Below are 16,086 nucleotides of genomic sequence, written 5' to 3' on the forward strand. Positions count from 1 at the left end.
CGATGACAGATATCAATAAAGATTCAGGCGTTCAGTACATCAACATCAGCGAGCCGGTGGTTACTCCGGTGTTTGAGCTGAGTGATGCCGAACGCGAAGCGATTGAACACGAGAAACATCACTACGAAGATGCCCGTGCGGCCTCTATCGAAGCGTTGAAGATCGTGCAAAAAGCGCGTGGCTGGGTGCCTGACGGCGCTATCTACGCGATCTCCGATGTTCTGGGCATTCCTGCAAGCGACGTAGAAGGTGTGGCAACGTTTTACAGCCAGATTTTCCGCCAGCCGGTGGGTCGCCATGTGATCCGTTACTGTGACAGCGTGGTGTGCCACATCACCGGTTATCAGGGGATCCAGGCCGCTCTGGAACAACAGTTGCACATCAAGCCGGGCGAAACGACTGAAGACGGACGTTTCACTCTGTTGCCGACCTGTTGCCTTGGCAACTGTGACAAAGGCCCGTCGATGATGATCGACGAGGACACGCACAGCCGCCTGACACCAGAAGCTATCGGCCAGCTACTGGAGCGCTATGTATGACAATCAACGGTTATACGCCAAGACACATTGAACGCACGCCGGAAATGCATCCGCTGACATGGCGTATGCGTGACGATGAGCAGCCGGTCTGGCTCGACGAATACCGCAGTAAAAACGGTTACGTCGGCGCAGAAAAGGCGCTCAAAAGCATGGCGCAGGACGAGATCGTCAATCTGGTAAAAGACGCAGGCCTGAAAGGGCGCGGCGGCGCAGGTTTCTCCACCGGTCTGAAGTGGAGCCTGATGCCAAAAGACGAAAGCATGAACATCCGCTATCTGCTTTGTAACGCCGATGAGATGGAACCCGGTACTTACAAAGACCGCATGCTGATGGAGCAAATGCCGCACCTGCTGGTGGAAGGCATGCTGATTTCCGCGTTCGCGCTGAAATCTTACCGTGGCTACATCTTCCTGCGTGGCGAATACATCGAAGCTGCTGTGAATCTGCGTCGCGCGATTGCAGAAGCCACGGAAGCAGGTCTGCTGGGTAAAAATATTCTCGGTACTGGTTTTGACTTCGAACTGATCGTCCATACCGGTGCGGGTCGTTATATCTGCGGTGAAGAAACTGCGCTGATCAACTCACTGGAAGGCCGCCGCGCTAACCCGCGTTCCAAACCACCGTTCCCGGCCTCTGCCGGTGCGTGGGGGAAACCGACCTGTGTGAACAACGTCGAAACCCTGTGCAACGTGCCTGCCATTCTGGAGCACGGCGTGGACTGGTACAAAGGCATGTCAGCGGGCAAAAGCGAAGATGCCGGTACAAAGCTGATGGGCTTCTCTGGCCGGGTGAAAAATCCGGGCGTTTGGGAACTGCCTTTCGGGACCACTGCACGTGAAATTCTTGAAGACTATGCCGGCGGTATGCGCGATGGCCTGAAATTCAAAGCCTGGCAACCGGGCGGCGCAGGGACAGACTTCCTGACCGCCGACCATCTGGATCTGCCAATGGATTTCGCCAGTATCGGCAAAGCCGGTAGTCGTCTCGGTACTGCGCTGGCGATGGCTGTCGATCATGAGATAGGCATGGTGCCGCTGGTACGTAACCTGGAAGAGTTCTTCGCCCGCGAATCTTGTGGCTGGTGTACGCCGTGCCGCGATGGTTTGCCGTGGAGTGTGAAGATCCTGCGCGCGCTGGAGCGTGGTGAAGGCCAGCCGGGAGATATCGAAACTCTCGAACAGCTTTGCCGCCAACTGGGTCCGGGCAAAACCTTCTGCGCACACGCGCCGGGTGCTGTGGAGCCATTGCAGAGTGCGATTAAATATTTCCGGGAAGAGTTCGAGGCGGGCATCGCCAAACAGCATTACAGCAACGCGCGGGCGATTGGCGGTATTCAGCCAAACAACCTGCTGAAACAGCGTTGGTAGTGAAGGCAACAAGCAGCGGACGTGAGCCCGCTGTGCGCGAAATCCCAAAACAAGGGACGCGCTGTCGATTGATAGACGCCAACCCGGCAAGAATTTTTGATTAACGCCCGCCGTCAGGTGGGCCACGTGGAAGCATGCTGACTATGGCTACGATTCATGTAGACGGCAAAGAATACGATGTAGATGGAGCGGACAACCTGTTGCAGGCTTGCCTCTCTCTTGGCCTCGATATTCCTTATTTTTGCTGGCATCCGGCGCTGGGAAGCGTCGGCGCTTGCCGCCAATGTGCGGTTAAGCAATACCAAAACGCGGAAGACACGCGCGGTCGTCTGGTGATGTCATGTATGACACCCGCGTCCGATGGCACCTTCATCTCCATCGACGACGGCGAAGCGAAAGAGTTTCGTGAGAGCGTTGTGGAATGGCTGATGACCAACCATCCGCATGACTGCCCGGTGTGTGAGGAAGGCGGTAACTGTCATCTGCAGGATATGACAGTGATGACCGGCCACAGTATGCGCCGTTATCGCTTCACTAAGCGCACCCATAACAACCAGGATCTCGGCCCGTTCATCTCTCACGAAATGAACCGCTGCATCGCCTGCTACCGTTGTGTCCGTTATTACAAGGATTACGCGGACGGCACCGATCTGGGTGTGTATGGCGCGCACGACAACGTCTACTTCGGTCGCCCGGAAGATGGCCCGCTGGAAAGCGAGTTCTCCGGTAATCTGGTAGAAGTCTGCCCTACCGGCGTGTTTACTGATAAGACCCACTCCGAACGCTATAACCGTAAATGGGACATGCAGTTTGCGCCAAGCATCTGTCAGCAATGTTCCGTTGGCTGTAACACCAGCCCGGGCGAGCGTTATGGCGAACTGCGTCGTATCGAAAATCGTTACAACGGTACCGTAAACCACTACTTCCTTTGCGACCGTGGTCGTTTCGGTTATGGCTACGTCAACCTGAAAGATCGTCCTAAGAAGCCATTGCAGCTGCGTGGCAACGACTGGATCGAACTGAACGCCGAACAGGCGATGCAGGGCGCGGCAGACATTCTCCGTCAGGCGAAGAAAACCATCGGTATAGGTTCTCCGCGTGCCAGCCTTGAAAGCAACTTTGCACTGCGCGAACTGGTGGGAGCCGAAAACTTCTACACCGGGATCAACGCCGCAGAGCAAGGCCGTCTGCAACTGATGCTCAATGTATTGCGCAACAGCGGTGTTCACACACCTGCGCTGCGTGAAATCGAAGAGTACGATGCGGTGTTGGTACTGGGCGAAGACTTGACCCAGACCGGCGCTCGTATCGCGCTGTCTGTTCGTCAGGCAGTGAAAGGTAAAGCGCGCGCGATGGCCGCAGCCCAGCGTGTGGCTGACTGGCAAATCGCCGCGGTGCAAAACATCGGTCAGCATGCTAAACACCCGCTGTTTATCACCAACGTAGACAACACCAAACTCGACGACATCGCGGCTTACAATTACCGTGCGCCGGTCGATGAGCAGGCCCGTTTCGGCTTCGCTATCGCCCACGCGCTGGATAATTCAGCGCCAGCGGTCAGCGATCTGGCTGATGGCCTGAACAAGAAAATCGATGTGATCGTGCAGGCACTGACCGGTGCGCGCAAGCCACTGATCATCACCGGTTCAAACGCCGGTTCTGACGCTATCATTGAAGCGGCGGCCAACATCGCCAAAGCACTGAAAGTGGCAGGCAGCAATGTCGGCATCACTTTTGTGGCTTCGGCCGCCAACAGCATCGGTCTGTCGATGATCGGCGGCGGATCGCTGGATGAAGCACTTGAATTGCTGACCCGCGGCGACGCAGACAGCGCCATCGTGATGGAAAACGATCTTTACCGTCAGGCGCCTGAAGCGAAAGTCGATGCTGCGCTGGCCAATGTGCAGAACCTTTTGGTTGTTGACCATCAGCGCACGCGCATTATGGATAAAGCTACCCTGATCCTGCCAGCGGCGAGTTTCGCCGAAAGTGACGGCACGCTGGTGAATCAGGAAGGCCGCGCTCAGCGCTTCTTCCAGGTTTACGATCCGGCTTACTACGACACCACCGTCGCGATGCTGGAAAGCTGGCGCTGGATGCACTCACTGCATTCTACCGTCAACAGTCGTCACGTGGACTGGACGCAGCTTGATCATGTGATCGAAGCCTGCGTCGAGGCACTGCCGCAGTTGAAAGGCATGGTTGAAGCAGCGCCAAACGCCAGCTTCCGCATTCGTGGACAGAAACTGGCGCGTTCTCCAAACCGTTCCAGTGGACGTACGGCGATGCGCGCGAACATCAGCGTTCACGAACCGCGTCAGCCGCAGGACAAAGACACTATGTTTGCCTTCTCGATGGAAGGGAACAATAGCCCGACGGCCAACCGCAATCAGGTGCCATTCGCCTGGGCGCCAGGCTGGAACTCACCGCAAGCCTGGAACAAATTCCAGAGCGAAGTTGGGGGCAGCCTTCGCCACGGCGATCCGGGTGTGCGTCTTATCGAAGCAGGGGAGGGTAGCCTCGACTACTTCACCACGATCCCTGCTGTCTTCACCGCGACCGAAGGGAACTGGCGTATCGCGCCTTACTACCATCTGTTCGGCAGTGAAGAGATGACGCAGCGTTCTGCTGTCATTCAGCAACGTATGCCAGCACCTTATGTGATGGTTAACCCGGCCGATGCCGCTCAGTTAGGCGTGAACGCCGGTTCTCAGGTGGAATTCACCTGCGCCGGTCAGCTGCTGAAACTGCCGGTGCGTCTGAGTGAAAACCTGAACCAGGGCCAGCTTGGCCTGCCGCTGGGTCTGCCGGGCATTCCACCGATTCTGGTAGGCACTACGGTTGAAAATCTGCGGGAGGCAGCACAATGAGCTGGTTTACACCTGTCGTGATCGATTCACTGATCGCTATCCTGAAAGCCATCGTGATCCTGCTGGTCGTAGTGACCTGCGGGGCCTTCATGAGCTTCGGCGAGCGCCGCCTGCTCGGTCTGTTCCAGAACCGTTACGGACCAAACCGTGTCGGCTGGGGCGGATCCCTGCAGCTGGTTGCCGACATGATCAAGATGTTTTTCAAGGAAGACTGGGTACCTAAATTCACCGACAAAGCCATCTTTACGCTGGCTCCGATGATTGCGTTTACGTCCCTGCTGATCTCCTTTGCGATCGTTCCGGTCAGCCCGACCTGGTTCGCCGCAGATCTGAACATCGGTATTTTGTTCTTCCTGATGATGGCCGGTCTGACCGTCTATGCCGTGTTGTTCGCAGGCTGGTCCAGTAACAACAAATACTCGTTACTGGGTGCGATGCGTGCATCCGCCCAGACGCTGAGCTACGAAGTGTTCCTCGGCCTGTCGCTGATGGGGGTCGTGGCACAGGCAGGTTCTTTCAACCTGCAAGAGATCGTCATCTCTCAGGCGCACATGTGGAATATCATTCCACAATTCTTCGGCTTCGTGACCTTTGCGATTGCCGGCGTGGCCGTCTGTCACCGTCACCCGTTTGACCAGCCGGAAGCCGAGCAGGAATTGGCCGATGGTTACCACATTGAATATTCCGGTATGAAATTTGGTTTGTTCTTCGTGGGGGAATACATCGGTATCGTGACCGTCTCTGCGCTTATCGTCACCTTGTTCTTCGGTGGCTGGCAGGGGCCGTTCCTTTACCCGGTTATCTGGTTTGCGCTGAAAACGGCGTTCTTCATGGTGATGTTCATTTTGATCCGTGCTGCTTTACCGCGTCCCCGCTACGACCAGGTAATGTCATTTGGCTGGAAAGTTTGCCTGCCACTGACGTTACTTAATCTGCTGGCGACCGCTGCGGTCATCTTGTACAACGCGCAATAAGGGGTGATGAAACCATGACATTGAAAGACTTAGTGGTCGGGTTCGGGACCCAGGTTCGTAGCTTGTGGATGATAGGCATGCATGCCTTCGCCAAGCGCGAAACCCAGATGTACCCGGAAGTACCGGTCAATCCACCTCCGCGTTACCGTGGTCGTATCGTGCTGACGCGCGACCCCGACGGTGAAGAGCGCTGCGTTGCCTGTAACCTGTGTGCGGTAGCCTGTCCGGTAGGCTGTATTTCTCTGCAAAAAGCAGAGCATAAAGACGGCCGCTGGTATCCGGAATTCTTCCGCATCAACTTTTCACGCTGCATTTTCTGCGGTCTGTGTGAAGAAGCTTGCCCGACAACAGCAATTCAGCTGACGCCGGACTTCGAAATGGGTGAATTCAAGCGCCAGGATCTGGTGTACGAAAAAGAAGATTTGTTGATCTCTGGACCGGGTAAGTATCCGGAATATAACTTCTACCGGATGTCCGGTATGGCCGTTGACGGCAAGCCGAAAGGCGATGCGGAAAACGAAGCCAAACCGATCAACGTCAAAGGTCTGTTGCCCTAAGGAGCCGCAAGCATGGAATTTGCATTTTATATTGCAGCCCTGGTGGCCGTGTTGGCGACATTGCGTGTTATCACGCACACCAACCCGGTACATGCACTGCTGTATCTGATCGTCTCTTTGCTGGCGATTGCGGCGGTGTTCTTCTCGCTCGGCGCATATTTCGCCGGTGCGCTGGAGATCATCGTCTACGCCGGGGCCATCATGGTGTTGTTTGTGTTCGTGGTGATGATGCTGAACCTTGGCAACGTCCAGGAACAGGAGCGCGCATGGCTACAGCCTTCGACCTGGATCGGGCCATCGATTCTGGCCGTGGTGCTGCTGGGCGTGATGATCGCCTCTATCGTAGGTCTGCACGACCACGGTATCAAAGGCGACATGGTTGACGCGAAAGCGGTCGGTATCGCGCTGTTTGGTCCTTACGTTCTGGCGGTTGAACTGGCGTCAATGCTGCTGCTGGCCGGTCTGGTCGTAGCGTTCCACATTGGTCGTGAACATAAAGCGGGTGAAGTCTTTGGTGACGCACCGGCCACGACGGAAATGGCGAAAAGAAAAACGGAGGAGAGAGCATGATCCCTCTACAACATGGCCTGATCCTGGCCGCGATCCTCTTTGTGTTGGGTCTGACCGGACTGCTTGTTCGTCGTAATCTGCTGTTTATGCTGATCAGTCTGGAAGTGATGATCAATGCGGCGGCGCTGGCGTTCATTGTGGCAGGAAGCTATTGGGGTCAGGCAGACGGTCAGGTGATGTACATCCTGGCAATTAGCCTGGCTGCGGCGGAGGCCAGTATTGGTCTGGCGTTGCTGCTGCAACTGTATCGCCGTCGCCACACCCTGAATATTGATACTGTCAGTGAGATGCGCGGATGAACTTACTCTATTTAACTATTCTGTTCCCGCTGATTGGCTTCTTGTTACTGGCCTTCTCACGCGGTCGCTGGTCTGAAAATACGTCGGCTACGGTTGGCGTGGGTTCGATTGGTCTGGCAGCACTGACCACTGTGTATGTGGGCATCAACTTCCTCAGCAGTAAAGCGGCAGGCGTTGAAGTCTTCAATCAGACGTTGTGGAACTGGATGCAGGTCGGGGATTTCAATATCTCCGCAACGCTGACCCTCGACGGTTTGTCGATGACCATGCTCTCCGTGGTGACCGGCGTCGGCTTCTTCATCCACATGTTCGCTTCCTGGTACATGCGCGGTGAAGAGGGCTACTCACGCTTCTTCGCTTACACCAACCTGTTTATCGCCAGTATGGTGATTCTGGTACTGGCAGACAACTTACTGCTGATGTATCTCGGTTGGGAAGGCGTGGGCCTGTGCAGCTATCTGCTGATCGGTTTCTACTACACCAATCCGGCCAATGGCGCGGCAGCGATGAAAGCATTCATCGTGACCCGCGTGGGTGACGTGTTCCTGGCCTTCGCATTGTTCATCCTGTACCGCGAGCTGGGTACGCTGAACATTCGTGAACTGATGGTGCTGGCACCGCAGAAACTGGCGGTTGGCGATACGGCAATTACCTGGGCAACCCTGATGCTACTGGGTGGCGCAGTGGGTAAATCCGCACAGCTGCCGTTGCAGACCTGGCTGGCAGACGCCATGGCCGGTCCGACACCGGTTTCCGCGCTGATCCACGCCGCGACCATGGTGACCGCCGGTGTTTATCTGATTGCACGTACGCACGGCCTGTTCCTGATGGCGCCTGAAGTACTGCATCTGGTGGGCATTATCGGTGCGGTCACCCTGGTACTCGCGGGCTTCGCCGCACTGGTGCAAACCGATATCAAACGCGTACTTGCTTACTCGACCATGAGCCAGATTGGTTACATGTTCCTGGCGTTGGGCGTTCAGGCGTGGGATGCCGCAATCTTCCACCTGATGACGCACGCGTTCTTTAAAGCACTGTTGTTCCTTTCTTCCGGCTCGGTCATTTTGGCCTGCCACCACGAACAGAACATCTTCAAGATGGGTGGATTGCGTAAATCCATTCCGCTGGTGTACGTCTGCTTCCTGGTCGGCGGCGCAGCGTTGTCTGCCTTGCCAATCATCACCGCGGGCTTCTTCAGTAAAGATGAAATCCTCGCCGGTGCGCTGGCTAACGGTCATCTCAATCTGATGGTTGCCGGTCTGGTCGGTGCATTTATGACCTCGCTGTACACCTTCCGCATGATTTTCATCGTGTTCCATGGCGAAGAAAAAATCAAAGCCCATGCGGGGAAAGGCATCACTCACCACCTGCCGCTGCTGGTGTTACTGGTTCTGTCCACCTTCATTGGCGCCATGATTGTTCCGCCGTTGCAAGGCGTACTGCCGGAAACCACTGAGCTGGCGCATGGCAGCGTGCTGACCCTGGAAATCACGTCAGGTGTGATTGCGATTGCCGGTATTCTGCTGGCGGCAGCCCTGTATCTGGGTAAACGCTCGCTGGTCAATAGCATCGCGAAAAGCGCGCCGGGCCGTTTCTTCACGACCTGGTGGTTCCATGCCTGGGGCTTCGACTGGCTGTACGACATGATTTTCGTGAAACCTTATCTGGCTATCGCGAAACTCCTGCAGCGTGACCCGCTGAACTCGATGATGAATCTGCCTGCGATCTTTACCCGTCTGGGTAACCGCGGTCTGACCCTCAGCGAAAACGGTATGGTTCGCTGGTACGTCGCATCGATGGGGCTGGGTGCAGTGGTAGTCCTTGCACTGCTGCTGGTGATTTAAGCCTGTCTTACGGGTGTCATTATCAATGCCGGTTTGTCTGTCTGACGGCCGGCAAGTGAAATAGCCTACGGGCATAAAAGAAGGGAACGACACGCCATGCTATTACCTTGGCTAATATTTATCCCCTTTATCGGCGGGCTGCTGTGCTGGCAGACTGAGCGCTTTGGGAGCAAAGTACCGCGCTGGATCGCGTTAATTGCGATGGGGCTGACGCTGGCTCTTTCCGTGCAATTGTGGTTGCAGGGAGGATACTCATTAACATCACCTGCGGGCATTCCACAGTGGCAATCCGAGTTCTCGGTGCCGTGGATCCCTCGTTTTGGTATCAGCTTCCATCTGGCGCTGGACGGTTTGTCCCTGCTGATGGTTGTACTGACCGGTTTGCTCGGTGTACTGGCGATCCTCTGTTCATGGCGTGAAATCCAGAAGTATCAGGGTTTCTTCCACCTGAACCTGCTGTGGATCCTCGGCGGTGTTATCGGCGTGTTCCTCGCCATCGACTTGTTCCTGTTTTTCTTCTTCTGGGAAATGATGTTGGTGCCGATGTACTTCCTGATTGCTCTGTGGGGCCACAAAGCGTCAGACGGTAAAACGCGTATCAGCGCAGCAACCAAGTTCTTCATCTACACGCAGTCCAGCGGTCTGGTGATGCTGATTGCAATCCTGGGTCTGGTGTTTGTGCACTATAACGCGACCGGTATCTGGACATTCAACTACGCTGATCTTTTGAAAACGCCGATGTCGCGTAATGTTGAATATCTGCTGATGCTGGGCTTCTTCATCGCCTTTGCGGTGAAAATGCCGGTGGTACCGTTGCATGGCTGGTTGCCAGATGCGCACAGTCAGGCGCCAACCGCCGGTTCCGTTGACTTAGCGGGGATCTTGCTGAAAACCGCTGCTTACGGGATGTTGCGATTCTGTCTGCCGCTGTTCCCGAACGCTTCGCATGAATTCGCACCGATTGCTATGTGGCTGGGTGTGATTGGTATCTTCTACGGCGCGTGGATGGCCTTCGCACAGACCGATATCAAACGTCTGATCGCTTATACCTCTGTCTCGCACATGGGCTTCGTGCTGATTGCTATCTACACCGGCAGCCAGTTGGCGTACCAGGGCGCAGTGATTCAGATGATTGCACACGGTCTGTCCGCAGCCGGTATGTTCATCATCTGTGGTCAGCTCTACGAGCGTCTGCATACCCGTGATATGCGCCAGATGGGTGGACTGTGGGGACGCATAAAATACCTGCCAGCGTTGTCACTGTTCTTTGCCGTGGCGACCTTAGGGATGCCGGGTACCGGTAACTTTGTGGGTGAAATCATGATCCTGTTTGGCAGCTTCCCGGTTGTACCGGTGATCGCTGTCATCTCGACCTTCGGTCTGGTATTTGCCTCGGTGTATTCCCTGGTGATGATGCAGCGCGCTTACTACGGTAAAGCGAAGTCTGACCAGCCGCTGCCAGGCATGACCGCACGCGAATTGTCGATCATTCTGTTACTGGTGGTATTGCTGGTGGCGCTGGGCTTCTACCCGCAGCCTATCCTCGATACTTCAAGTGCCGCGATGAGCAACATTCAGCACTGGTTCGGGTCATCAGTTTCCACTATTTCAACGACAAGGCCGTAACTCGCCATGACATTTACACTTCAAAATCTGATCGCACTATTACCGCTGATGATCGTCGGATTGACGGTGGTGGTGGTGATGCTGTCCATTGCGTGGCGACGCGACCATTTTCTTAATGCCACACTGACAGTCATCGGGCTGAACGTTGCCTTACTTTCCCTGTACTACGTCGGGCAGGTCGGGCCGCAGGACGTCACGCCGCTGCTGCGTATTGACGGTTACTCGATGTTTTACATCGGGCTGGTATTGCTGGCGAGTCTGGCAACCAGCACGTTTGCTTACCCTTGGCTGGCCGGATATCCGGACAATCGCGAAGAGTTCTATCTGTTAGTGCTCATCGCAGCCATGGGCGGCATTCTGCTGGCATGCTCTAACCATCTGGCATCAATGTTCCTCGGAATCGAACTGATTTCCCTGCCATTGTTTGGCCTTATCGGTTACGCCTACCGCCAGAAACGCTCGCTGGAAGCCGCCATTAAATACATGCTGCTTTCCGCTGCGGCGTCATCTTTCCTGCTGTTCGGTATGGCACTGCTGTACGCACAGTCTGGTGATTTGTCCTTCGCGGCGCTGGGTAGAAACCTGGCCGATGGCGTGATGCTACACCAGCCGCTGCTGTTGGCCGGTTTGGGTATGATGATCGTGGGTCTGGGCTTTAAACTGTCGCTGGTTCCTTTCCACCTGTGGACACCAGATGTGTATCAGGGCGCACCTGCACCGGTATCAACTTTCCTGGCAACCGCCAGCAAGATTGCTATCTTTGCCGTGGTCATGCGTTTATTCCTGTACGCACCGGTGGCCGATAGCGAAGCGATTCGCATCGTGTTGGGCATTATTGCCTTCTGCTCGATTCTGGTCGGTAACATCATGGCGATCAGCCAGAGCAACATTAAACGCCTGCTCGGTTATTCCTCTATCGCACACCTCGGCTATTTGCTGGTGGCGCTGATTGCGGTGCAAACCCATCAGCTGTCGATGGAAACCGTCGGTGTGTATCTGGCCGGTTATCTGTTCAGCAGCCTCGGTGCCTTCGGTGTAGTCAGTCTGATGTCCAGTCCGTATAAAGGCCCGGATGCAGAATCACTGTTCTCCTACCGTGGTCTGTTCTGGCACAAGCCGATTCTGTCTGCGGTAATGACCGTGATGATGTTATCACTGGCCGGTATCCCGATGACCCTTGGCTTTATCGGTAAGTTCTACGTGATTGCGACCGGTGTGACCGCGCATCTGTGGTGGCTGACCGGTGCAGTAGTCGTGGGGTCGGCGATTGGTCTTTACTACTACCTGCGCGTGACCGTCAGCCTGTATCTCAGTGCGCCGGAAACGCTGGTACGTGACACCCCGAATAACTGGGCGTTAACGGCAGGCGGCGTCGTTGTACTGATTTCCGCGATTTTGGTGTTGTTGCTGGGTATCTTCCCGCAACCGCTGATTACGCTGGTGCAAATGGCACAACCGATGCTCTGATGGTTGTTGCAGCATGAAAGGCCGCTCAGATGAGCGGCTTTTTTTATTGATGCAAACTGCTTTCAAAACAACATATCACCCATTTTTATGCACATACTTAAACAGCGCTTTGCCATTTTGGTCGGCGATGGTGATTTGCAATGACGGTGAAACGTTATCCGCCGGATAGAGGGTTTTACTGACTACGGCTTCACATCCGCCGGTCTTCAGAGTGGCCTCATAGCTGAATTGTTCGCCGTCGGGTCTGGCCTGGAGGTTGAGTGTAAAACCATCGGTCAAAACATCCGGATCGGCATGCAGGCTGTTATGTGTCGAGATCACATCCTGGTACGTTTCCAACAGTTGTTCTTTTTGCGGGCTGGCGAATAGCGAGATGGCAGTATAAATATCGTCTTTAGAAGAGGCATATTCTGCTGCCAGCATTGATGGGATCGCGCGGATCTTATCGGCTTGATTGCTGATAGCCGTAAGCAGCGGAATAAAGGGATCGTTTTGTAATGCTTCGTTTACCAGACCTGCAGATGTTATTACAAAAGTATTGCTCGTTGATTTGGTATTGATCACGCCGGCAGCGGCCGGTGCCAGTTTCAGACGGGTCGACGTTTCCTGATGGAAAATAGCGATGCGGTAGCTGGTTTCAAAAGGAATCTCATCGTGCGATATGCTGGTCTTATCACCATTCATTGTGCGGTTAAACACAATATTTCCCTGCACATCATAGATTTCGATTTTCGCGTAAGCCGTGCCGGGAAAATAGGAATGTGGTGCTGAGTTGGTGACATCTACGATGATCTTGTGTGTGGAGTGATCCACTTTAAGTGAGCAGAAAAAGTCATCACCTAAACCCAGAAAATTAAAGGACTGATTAATTAACGGCGAACTGAGTTTTTCGACGTAGTTGATAGTCTGCGTGTTTCCGCCTTCTTTTACGACCGCATAGTAATCATCGATTTTGTACTTGGTACTTTTGCCCGTTGGCAGTTGGATTTTATACACGCCGACCGGTAGCTGTGAAAGGGTTAAGGTCGTGCCGCTGATTTCAATCGTTTTAAGCGGATGACTGACATCATCTTGTGTGATTAATACCTTCTCGCCGCTGATCTGTGCCGCGTCATCAATATTTAATGTGATCGTCAGATCGCTCTTTAACGACGTGGAAGCCAGTTGTGCCCCCGTTACCAATGACAGAGTGTTGTGCAAATTCAGGCTGGTTTTCAACGCTGTTGCCTGACTTTCGCTGACCAATTCTGTTAGCGGATAGACGGGTTTACTTTCACTGAAAAGATTAATTTCCCGCTGAGTATCGCGCATCGTGGCACCTGCGCGATAAACATAAGGCGTGACATCCACGCCAGCAATCTTAATGTAGCTATCAGAGAGCAACTCCAGCAGTTGATAATCGGCGACAGCAAAACATGTCTGATTACTGATGACACGATAGTTCTGGTAGAAATGCGTGAAAGCCGCATCGCTGGCACTGTCTTTCAACTGCATCAAAAAGAACAGTTTGGAGCGCAAATCCCAACTGTTAACCGGCACATTGTCTTTCAGGTTATTTTGAATTTGGGCGAGTACTGCGCTTTCCTTACCGTAGTTATACAACCAGCCTTTCTTATAGATCTGGTCACCCAGTATCTTGTATTGGAAAGTGGCCGCAAAAATATTGTTCCAGACCTCAGACGTTGAAATCACTGGATCGGACATAAATTTGCCTTCATACCCGTGTGCGATTTCGTGTAAGCATCCCCAGTTATCTTCAATCTTAGCGAGCCAGAAACTCGCAATGCTGGAGCTGGTTTGAGCCGTCCAGTCGGAGCCGTAGTAAGCCGCGCCCCAACCGTGTAAATCGGCTTTACCGAAGTAACGGTTGGGAATATTTTTATCGGTAGCAACGTCTGAATCAAAACCCACGCCCAGTAATGAATTATAGAATTCGAAGATCTGATTATAATTACCAATAACGCCGTTGAGATTCCCCGTTATTCCGGTATTTCTCATTTTTTCTTTATCAACTTTCGGTACCAGAATTTGAATGAACTGAGAATATATCAGCGCAAACTCAGCATCATGAGAATCCCATAATTGGAAAAATGGAAGTTCATCATCACACTCGTTATATACAGGCAGAGGCTTTGAAGTATTTGGGAAACTATATTCAATAACCGGCGCTATGGTTGAATACGGTGTGGTGATAAACGGGACGCTAGTCGTGGTAAAACTGATGTTCGCCGCAGTACTGGTTATGCTAAAGGATTTTTCTGTCTGATTGTCTGAGTTTAACAACCAGAGCGTCAGTGATCCCTTGAAATTGGGGTTAGTTTGTTTGATGGTAAGAACCTGACCTGCGGCGAGGATAAGTCCCAGATGCTGCCTGTCGTGATTTATTCCTTTATCGGTTCCCGAATTTTTTATCCAGGTAGGGTCTTGCAAGGTATAAAGTGTCTTTGTTCGTGAAATAGTACTCATGATTGTGACTCCGTGGGAGTTATTATTTGAATTTTATTAAGGGACTGGAATTTCCAGTCATTCAGTCTGGCGGGTGCGTTTTCAATTAACCACATAACTACTATAAGAATGTATTCACGTGTCAGAAAATAATAACGTCTAATAATCCTCATAAATAAGAACGTAAGGATAAAAAACATGATTAATAAAATAGATGTTCATGATTTAGTACTTTTTAGGAGGATCGCAACACGGCATGTTCTTTCAAACAGCCGGATATCTGCGTTAGGGTTTATGTGATGAATGTCACATTTTTATGTATGTTAAGTGCGAAATTACATTGAATTTGTGATCCAGCCCATTCCATTCTTCCCATCAATGAGTAAACTGCGCGCTTGTCCCAATTTGCGCAGGTTTTAAACCATGAATGTTTTAGTGATGATAGCGATCACCACCGGGATCCTCTCCGGTATCTGGGGTTGGGTGGCAATCAGCCTTGGCCTGATCGGCTGGGCGGGTTTCCTCGGCTGCACGGCATATTTCGCCTGCCCTCAGGGTGGCCTGCGCGGACTGGCGATCAGTACGCTGACCTGCATGAGCGGCGTGTTTTGGGCTGTCGTCATCATCGCGGGCAGCGCCATTCGCCCCGAGTGGAGCATTCTGGGTTATATGCTGACCGGCATCGTGGCGTTCCTGATGTGTATTCAGGCGCGCCAGCAATGGCTGGCCTTTGTGCCGGGTACGTTTATAGGTGCCTGCGCGACTTTTGCGGCACAGGGCGACTGGCGTTTAGTTGTCGTATCGTTACTGGTTGGATTGGTTTTCGGATACGCGATGAAAAACAGCGGATTATGGCTGGCGAAACAGCGCGAAAAGCAGCTGTCAGACGCGAAAAATCTTCATGCAATGGATCAACCAAAAGGCTCGGAAGGTTCTTAAAACCCCGTTTTTACGGAAGTTTATGTGATATCTCACAGGCATTTCATCCGGATCTGCGCTAGGGTTAAAGGCAAGTGAACGATCACATCATAAGGAGATAACCATGGCTGACCAATTTGAAGCACAGCAGAATTCGTTAGACGACGATTTACGCATGCTGACTGAAACACTGGAAGAAGTGCTGAAATCTTCCGGTGATAAAGCTGACGATAAATACGTTGAAATCAAGACCCGCGCAGAAGACGCGCTGAAAGACATCAAATCCCGTCTTGATCCGAAAGCCCGTTCATACTGCCGCAAAGCCCGTGACGTTGCCGAGCAAACCGACAGCTATGTACGTGAAAACCCGTGGCATGGCGTGGGTGTCGGCGCTGCGGTAGGTTTAGTTGTCGGCCTGTTGCTGCGTCGCTAAACACTGATAGCACCTTATAAATAACGTATCGCAGGGCAGCGCATAGCTGCCCTTATTTTTAAGTTTTTTCCCGCTTGGATAATCCTTTTTTCTCCTCCTATACTCCTTCCTATCTGACTGCACTCACTACAGCTTGATCTGTCGCATATTTTCATTTTTCGTAACGCCGCATAATTC

At 53.1% G+C, this 16,086-nt stretch carries 13 protein-coding genes; 12 read left to right on the plus strand and 1 reads right to left on the minus strand.

Annotated features, from left to right (window positions below; all coding sequences use genetic code 11):
* Window positions 1-2: 2 nt before the first annotated feature.
* The 10 genes from nuoE (at window position 3) to nuoN (ending at window position 12,113) form a co-directional block, all read left to right on the plus strand.
* Window positions 3-539: an NADH-quinone oxidoreductase subunit NuoE gene (gene nuoE / locus AC0Z7K_RS10670; RefSeq protein WP_244207705.1), complete on the plus strand. Its 537-nt coding sequence runs from the start codon at window positions 3-5 to the stop codon at window positions 537-539.
* Window positions 536-1,906: an NADH-quinone oxidoreductase subunit NuoF gene (nuoF, locus tag AC0Z7K_RS10675; RefSeq protein WP_112166919.1), complete on the plus strand. Its 1,371-nt coding sequence runs from the start codon at window positions 536-538 to the stop codon at window positions 1,904-1,906. Before nuoE ends, nuoF begins: the two co-directional genes overlap by 4 nt.
* A gap of 143 nt (window positions 1,907-2,049) precedes the next feature.
* Window positions 2,050-4,776 (plus strand): NADH-quinone oxidoreductase subunit NuoG, encoded by a 2,727-nt coding sequence (gene nuoG, locus AC0Z7K_RS10680; protein ID WP_485614343.1) that lies wholly within the window; start codon window positions 2,050-2,052, stop codon window positions 4,774-4,776.
* Complete coding sequence (gene nuoH, locus AC0Z7K_RS10685; RefSeq protein WP_485614344.1) at window positions 4,773-5,750, plus strand: NADH-quinone oxidoreductase subunit NuoH; 978 nt, start codon at window positions 4,773-4,775, stop codon at window positions 5,748-5,750. Before nuoG ends, nuoH begins: the two co-directional genes overlap by 4 nt.
* 14 nt (window positions 5,751-5,764) lie before the next feature.
* Window positions 5,765-6,307, plus strand: coding sequence for an NADH-quinone oxidoreductase subunit NuoI (gene nuoI, locus AC0Z7K_RS10690; RefSeq protein ID WP_413529301.1), 543 nt, complete (start codon window positions 5,765-5,767; stop codon window positions 6,305-6,307).
* Between the two features lie 12 nt (window positions 6,308-6,319).
* Entirely contained in the window at window positions 6,320-6,877 is a 558-nt protein-coding gene (gene nuoJ, locus AC0Z7K_RS10695; RefSeq protein WP_112166925.1) for an NADH-quinone oxidoreductase subunit J, read from the plus strand.
* Entirely contained in the window at window positions 6,874-7,176 is a 303-nt protein-coding gene (gene nuoK / locus AC0Z7K_RS10700; RefSeq protein ID WP_004936014.1) for an NADH-quinone oxidoreductase subunit NuoK, read from the plus strand. Before nuoJ ends, nuoK begins: the two co-directional genes overlap by 4 nt.
* A complete protein-coding gene (gene nuoL, locus AC0Z7K_RS10705) occupies window positions 7,173-9,020 on the plus strand; it encodes an NADH-quinone oxidoreductase subunit L (RefSeq protein WP_413529302.1) in 1,848 nt (615 codons plus the stop codon). Before nuoK ends, nuoL begins: the two co-directional genes overlap by 4 nt.
* Window positions 9,021-9,116: 96 nt before the next feature.
* A complete protein-coding gene (nuoM, locus tag AC0Z7K_RS10710) occupies window positions 9,117-10,646 on the plus strand; it encodes an NADH-quinone oxidoreductase subunit M (RefSeq protein WP_413529303.1) in 1,530 nt (509 codons plus the stop codon).
* A 6-nt stretch (window positions 10,647-10,652) separates the two neighbouring features.
* Entirely contained in the window at window positions 10,653-12,113 is a 1,461-nt protein-coding gene (gene nuoN / locus AC0Z7K_RS10715; RefSeq protein WP_413529304.1) for an NADH-quinone oxidoreductase subunit NuoN, read from the plus strand.
* Window positions 12,114-12,188: 75 nt separating this feature from the next.
* Here nuoN and AC0Z7K_RS10720 read toward each other — a convergent pair whose 3' ends face one another.
* Entirely contained in the window at window positions 12,189-14,579 is a 2,391-nt protein-coding gene (locus tag AC0Z7K_RS10720; RefSeq protein ID WP_485614360.1) for a putative mucin/carbohydrate-binding domain-containing protein, read from the minus strand.
* Window positions 14,580-14,981: 402 nt separating this feature from the next.
* Between AC0Z7K_RS10720 and AC0Z7K_RS10725 the strand changes: the two genes are divergently transcribed.
* Together AC0Z7K_RS10725 and AC0Z7K_RS10730 are read left to right on the plus strand one after the other, a co-directional pair.
* A complete protein-coding gene (locus AC0Z7K_RS10725) occupies window positions 14,982-15,497 on the plus strand; it encodes a DUF1097 domain-containing protein (protein WP_413529306.1) in 516 nt (171 codons plus the stop codon).
* Window positions 15,498-15,600: 103 nt separating this feature from the next.
* Window positions 15,601-15,909, plus strand: coding sequence for a DUF883 family protein (locus tag AC0Z7K_RS10730; RefSeq protein ID WP_112166932.1), 309 nt, complete (start codon window positions 15,601-15,603; stop codon window positions 15,907-15,909).
* Window positions 15,910-16,086 lie beyond the last annotated feature (177 nt).

The sequence above is a fragment of the Rahnella sp. 1L-D-7-B-C2 genome (assembly GCF_057290995.1).

Excerpts from the sequence above, each read along its gene's own strand:
- nuoE (WP_244207705.1), top strand. The coding sequence starts at position 3 with ATGACAGATATCAATAAAGATTCAGGCGTTCAGTACATCAACATCAGC.
- nuoF (WP_112166919.1), top strand. The coding sequence starts at position 536 with ATGACAATCAACGGTTATACGCCAAGACACATTGAACGCACGCCGGAA.
- nuoG (WP_485614343.1), top strand. The coding sequence starts at position 2,050 with ATGGCTACGATTCATGTAGACGGCAAAGAATACGATGTAGATGGAGCG.
- nuoH (WP_485614344.1), top strand. The coding sequence starts at position 4,773 with ATGAGCTGGTTTACACCTGTCGTGATCGATTCACTGATCGCTATCCTG.
- nuoI (WP_413529301.1), top strand. The coding sequence starts at position 5,765 with ATGACATTGAAAGACTTAGTGGTCGGGTTCGGGACCCAGGTTCGTAGC.
- nuoJ (WP_112166925.1), top strand. The coding sequence starts at position 6,320 with ATGGAATTTGCATTTTATATTGCAGCCCTGGTGGCCGTGTTGGCGACA.
- nuoK (WP_004936014.1), top strand. The coding sequence starts at position 6,874 with ATGATCCCTCTACAACATGGCCTGATCCTGGCCGCGATCCTCTTTGTG.
- nuoL (WP_413529302.1), top strand. The coding sequence starts at position 7,173 with ATGAACTTACTCTATTTAACTATTCTGTTCCCGCTGATTGGCTTCTTG.
- nuoM (WP_413529303.1), top strand. The coding sequence starts at position 9,117 with ATGCTATTACCTTGGCTAATATTTATCCCCTTTATCGGCGGGCTGCTG.
- nuoN (WP_413529304.1), top strand. The coding sequence starts at position 10,653 with ATGACATTTACACTTCAAAATCTGATCGCACTATTACCGCTGATGATC.
- AC0Z7K_RS10720 (WP_485614360.1), bottom strand. The coding sequence starts at position 14,579 with ATGAGTACTATTTCACGAACAAAGACACTTTATACCTTGCAAGACCCT.
- AC0Z7K_RS10725 (WP_413529306.1), top strand. The coding sequence starts at position 14,982 with ATGAATGTTTTAGTGATGATAGCGATCACCACCGGGATCCTCTCCGGT.
- AC0Z7K_RS10730 (WP_112166932.1), top strand. The coding sequence starts at position 15,601 with ATGGCTGACCAATTTGAAGCACAGCAGAATTCGTTAGACGACGATTTA.